Source organism: Dokdonella sp. (assembly GCF_036518555.1).
Classification (GTDB): Bacteria; Pseudomonadota; Gammaproteobacteria; order Xanthomonadales; family Rhodanobacteraceae; genus Dokdonella_A.
In genome coordinates, this window is record NZ_DATDMY010000321.1 from 1 (window position 1) to 4,481 (window position 4,481).

Here is a 4,481-nt window from a genome sequence, read left to right on the forward strand (position 1 = left end):
GCCAGGCGGGTGCTGCACCGAAGGCGAATCGCACGGCTGCCGGACTCGTGAAGATCCATACGTCGGCGCCGCGCGCGTTGCGCAGCGCACGCAGAGTCCCGGGCGCATCGCCCGCACGCAAGGCGAGGCCGGGCAACGACAACGGCCGGGCACCGCGCGCGCGCGCGCGCGACACGAACCCACGCGCCGTGCCGCTCGGGCGGGTGATCAGCAGGGTCGCGCCCGCGAGGTCCTCGCCGACGCCGCTAACGGGAGCTGTGAGCATTCTTGGGCCACCTTTCACGGCATTCGGGCATCATACGCGTCGCTTGCGGCGGGCCGTCGCCCGTGCGCGCCGTTCGATCTCCAGGGACCTACCGATGCGATTCATCTTCCTTCCGGCATGCGCCATCGCCGCCGCCCTGCTCGTGTGTTCCACACCGGCGAGATCCTCGACGGACGATGCCCGTCTCGTCGCGGCCGCACAGGCGTTGGCGATCCGCATCGACGGCGTGACGCGAGACATCGCACGCGCATCGAACGGGTCCGATTCCGTCGACGTGCGGCTGCACCGCCTGCATGCGGATCTCGACGAGCTGTCGCGCTCGCTGCCGAAGCCGGACGATGGCTCGCCCGGCGCGCGCAAGCTGCACGCGCTGTCGCTGCTGCTCGGGAACCTCGATCGGGCGCGGTCGACGGGCCACGCGCCGCGGCTGCCGCACCGACCGCAACCGTCGCGCCGCGGCACGCTTTCGCCGACGGCAGTTCGTCTGGGTGGGACGTGCTCCGGCGCGATCGCCCTGGCGTCGGGCCAGGAACTCGACGGCGAACTCGGCGCCGAGGCCGAACTGTGGTTGCGCGTGGACGTCGGATCCACCGTCGTGCGCGTCGACACGTACGCATCGACGCTCGACACCGAGATCGGCGTGTTCGATGCATGCCCCGAGGACGCGGGACGCATGCTGGCAGGGGCCGACGATACCTTCGGACTCGCCGCGGCCGTCAGCGTGCGCGCGGGCACGGAGGAGCGGACGCGCTGGCTGCGCGTGCGCAATCTCGGCGCAGGCGGGAGCCTCTCCGTGGTCGCCGGTGCCGGCGGTTCGGTCAGCGGCCACGTGCGCGACTTTTCCGGCCAGCCGATCGGGAGCAGCATCTACGCATACAGCGCGGGCTTCCTGCTGGCCGTCGCCAACACCGACGCGGGCGGCTACGAGATTCCGCTCGATGCGGGGGACTACGCGATCGTGTCGGCGCCGTACGACGGCGTGACGATGATGTGGCCGAACGTTGAATGCAGCGGCCGCCCGTCCGAGTGCAACCTCGCGCTGGCGCAAACCGTCACCGTCGAAGAGGGTGCGACCACTGCCGGCATCGACTTCACGCACGGGCCGGGTGCACGCATCATCGGCCGCGCGCGCGACGCGGCAACGGGCCTGCCCGTGCCCAATGCCATCGTCATGGCGACGAACGCACTGGGTCTCTCGTTCTACGCAGCGGCCGATGCGACCGGCCGCTACCAGATCGGCGCGCTCGCGGCCGGCGAGTATCACGTCGTCGCGACCGAACCCGGGCACCTTTCGCAGCTGTACGATCGTGTCGATTGCCCCGTCCCGCCGCAGTCGTGCGACCCGTCAGGCGGGGCGCCCGTCATCCTGGCGCGCGACACGCCGCGCCAGGGCATCGACTTCATCCTGCGCCCGATGCCGACGATCGACGTGCTCGCCAACGTCCCGGTCGGCGGTCCGGCGGACAACGTCGAGATTCGCGTATTCGACGTATCGGGCAACCTCGTCTTCTTCGGATACGCTCCCAGCGGACAACGTACGCGGGTGGGCCCGCTGGTGCCCGGGTCCTATCGGGTCGCCGCCCGCTCGTTCGCGTACGCGGCGCAGCTCTACGACCATGTCGACTGCATCGATGAATGCTACGAGGAGCTTGCGTCGGGAACGCCGCTGACGATCGCGTTCGATGCCGCCGCTCCGCTGGCGACGTTCGACCTGCGCGAATTGCCGGACATCACCGGACGCGTCACCGACCTGGTCACCGGCGCCGGGCTCGCGAACGTCGACATCGCGCTCTACGAGGATGCCGTTTGGATCCTCGACGCCGTCAGCGCCGCCGACGGAACCTACGTCCTCGATCACGTGCCGCCGGGCAACTACTGGATCAAGGCCGTGAGCGTGGACCACCGCGATACGGCGTTCCCGGCCGCTGCCTGCAGCGACTACGTCTTCGACATCACGTCGTGCCAGCTCGCGAGCGCACGGCAGGTGGCCGTCGGCGTCGATGCCGTGAGCGGCATCGACATCGCGCTTCCGCCGAACGGCACGATCGCCGGCACCGTGCAGTTGCGCGGGCTGCCCGCGACGCCGCCGCAGGATTCGGCCCATGTCGTGCTGTACGACACGAGCGGCGCCGTGCTGAAACTGGTGTCGGCGAATTACAACAACGGTGACTACGTCATCGGCGACGTCGCGCCGGGCACCTATTTCCTCGAAGCAGTCAACACGGAATTGTTCGCACAGGTCTTTTCCGGCATCGACTGCCCCGTGCCCGGCGTCAGCTGCGACCCGACCGCCGGCACGCCGGTGGCGATGCTGCAGGGACAAGCCGTGCAGGACGTCGATTTCAGCCTCGTGTCCACGCAGCAGATCTCGGGGCGCGTGACCGACGCGGTCTCGGGAGCGGGCATCGCCGGCGCCGTCGTCGACATGTGGAGTTCCACGCAGGCCCATTGCGGCGCGTCCGCGACGGACGCGGACGGCTACTACATGATCCTTGCGGCGGCCTGCCCGGGTCCGGTCGCGCTGTCCACCGATGCAGGCACGGCGTACGTCGATGAAGTGTTCGACGGCCACGCGTGCCCGAACGGTCCGGCGTACGAAGGGCTCTGCTCGCTGGCCGACGCCACGCCGGTGGCCTTCCCGACCCAGCCCGACCCCGTGGTCGTCGACTTCGCGCTCGATGCGCGCGATCCGGACATGGTGTTCGCGAGCGGCTTCGACCCGTCCCCGGCGATGGCGCGGCAGCGGGTGACCCGATGACGGCGAATGACGGGCTGCAGCGCACGCTCGAGCGCATCCCGCTCACCCGTGCGATGGGCCTCGCCGTCGAAGGCTTCGACGGCGAAGCCTTCGCACTCGCCGCGCCGCTCGCGCCGAACGTGAACGACAAGGGCTGCGCCTTCGGCGGCAGCCTCGCGAGCCTGATGACGCTCGCCGGCTGGGGCCTGCTCGAACTCGCGCTCGAGGCGCGCGCGCTGCACGCGGACATCTACGTGCAGGACAGCAGCATCCGCTACCTCGCGCCGGTATGGCACGACTTCCGCGCGATCGCCACCGCGGCGCCGGGCGAATCGCTCGACGCGTTCGCCGCGGCGCTCGCCGAGCGCGGCAAGGCGCGCATGCGCGTGCATGGCCGCGTGCCGTTGCCGGACGGCGGCGACGCCGCGACCCTCGAGGCGCGCTTCGTCGCGATCGCACGGCGCTGACGCGGCGCTGCAGTTGCTGCACAATCGGCGCAGCCCGCCGCGGAGACCGCCATGCACCGCCTGCCGTCCGTCCTGCTCGTCGCCGCCGCGCTCGCCGCCTGCGCCACCGAGAAGATGCGCTCGAAAGAGACCGTCCTCGACCAGACCCTGCACAGCTACGCCGCGACCATCCGCTGGGGCGACATGACCCAGGCACTGTCGTTCATCGACCCCAAGGTGCTCGCCGAGCACCCGCCGAGCCCGCTCGAGCTCGAGCGCTTCAGGCAGGTCCGCATCACCGGGTACAGCGAACAGCCGATCGTTCCGGTCGGCGAGGACGAGGTGCGCCAGGTCGTGCAGATCGAGCTCGCCAACGTGAACACGCAGACCGTGCGCTCGGTCGTCGACCGCCAGGTCTGGAAGTACGACGAGGCGACGAAGCACTGGTGGCTCACGAGCGGCCTGCCGGACATCGCCCGGCACGACTGACGGCCGCATCGCGCCGATTGCGCTTTCCTCGCCGCACGGGGTGCCGGATAATCGCGGGCCGCGCACGCCTGTGCTCCCGCCAGCGAAACCGATGTCCGACGTCCTGCACCGCCTGCCCGAGTTCCTCGGCAACCATGTCTACCTGACCCTCGGCTTCGTCGGTGTGCTCGTCGCGCTGTTCGTGACGGAAGCGCAGCGCTTCACGCGCGGCTATGCGGCGCTGACGCCGGCCGGGCTGACCCAGCTCATCAACCGCGAGAACGCGCTGCTCATCGACGTGTCGGCCCAGGCCGAGTTCGAGAAGGGGCACATCCCGGGCGCGAAGCACGTCGCGATGAGCGCGCTCGATCCCGAGCACAAGGACCTCGCCAGGGCGCGCGACCTGCCGGTCGCGGTCGTCTGCCGCACCGGCCAGGCGTCAGCGCAGGCGGCCCAGCGGCTGCGCAAGGCCGGCTTCGCGAAGGTGTTCTGGCTCGAAGGCGGCCTCGCCGCGTGGAGCGAGGCGCAGATGCCGCTCGCCAAGGGCCGCGCCTGATCGGCGCGC

The 4,481-nt window shown here is 70.6% G+C and carries 5 protein-coding genes; 4 read left to right on the plus strand and 1 reads right to left on the minus strand.

What is annotated here, in order from left to right; genetic code table 11:
• Positions 1 to 265, minus strand: a 265-nt coding sequence (locus tag VI238_RS17155; protein ID WP_414650082.1) for a uroporphyrinogen-III synthase, incomplete at its 3' end; no start/stop codon positions are given.
• A gap of 94 nt (positions 266 to 359) precedes the next feature.
• On the opposite strand from VI238_RS17155, the gene VI238_RS17160 reads away from it, so the two are divergent.
• The 4 genes from VI238_RS17160 (at position 360) to VI238_RS17175 (ending at position 4,472) form a co-directional block, all read left to right on the plus strand.
• The gene (locus tag VI238_RS17160; RefSeq protein ID WP_331653570.1) at positions 360 to 3,023 is read left to right on the plus strand and encodes a carboxypeptidase regulatory-like domain-containing protein; all 2,664 of its coding nucleotides are present in this window, start codon (positions 360 to 362) and stop codon (positions 3,021 to 3,023) included.
• On the plus strand, positions 3,020 to 3,469 hold the full coding sequence (locus VI238_RS17165) for a YiiD C-terminal domain-containing protein (RefSeq protein ID WP_331653572.1): 450 nt from the start codon (positions 3,020 to 3,022) through the stop codon (positions 3,467 to 3,469). Before VI238_RS17160 ends, VI238_RS17165 begins: the two co-directional genes overlap by 4 nt.
• A 51-nt stretch (positions 3,470 to 3,520) precedes the next feature.
• A complete protein-coding gene (locus VI238_RS17170) occupies positions 3,521 to 3,937 on the plus strand; it encodes a hypothetical protein (RefSeq protein ID WP_331653574.1) in 417 nt (138 codons plus the stop codon).
• Between the two features lie 91 nt (positions 3,938 to 4,028).
• Positions 4,029 to 4,472 (plus strand): rhodanese-like domain-containing protein, encoded by a 444-nt coding sequence (locus VI238_RS17175; protein ID WP_331653576.1) that lies wholly within the window; start codon positions 4,029 to 4,031, stop codon positions 4,470 to 4,472.
• The last annotated feature ends 9 nt before the right edge of the window (positions 4,473 to 4,481 follow it).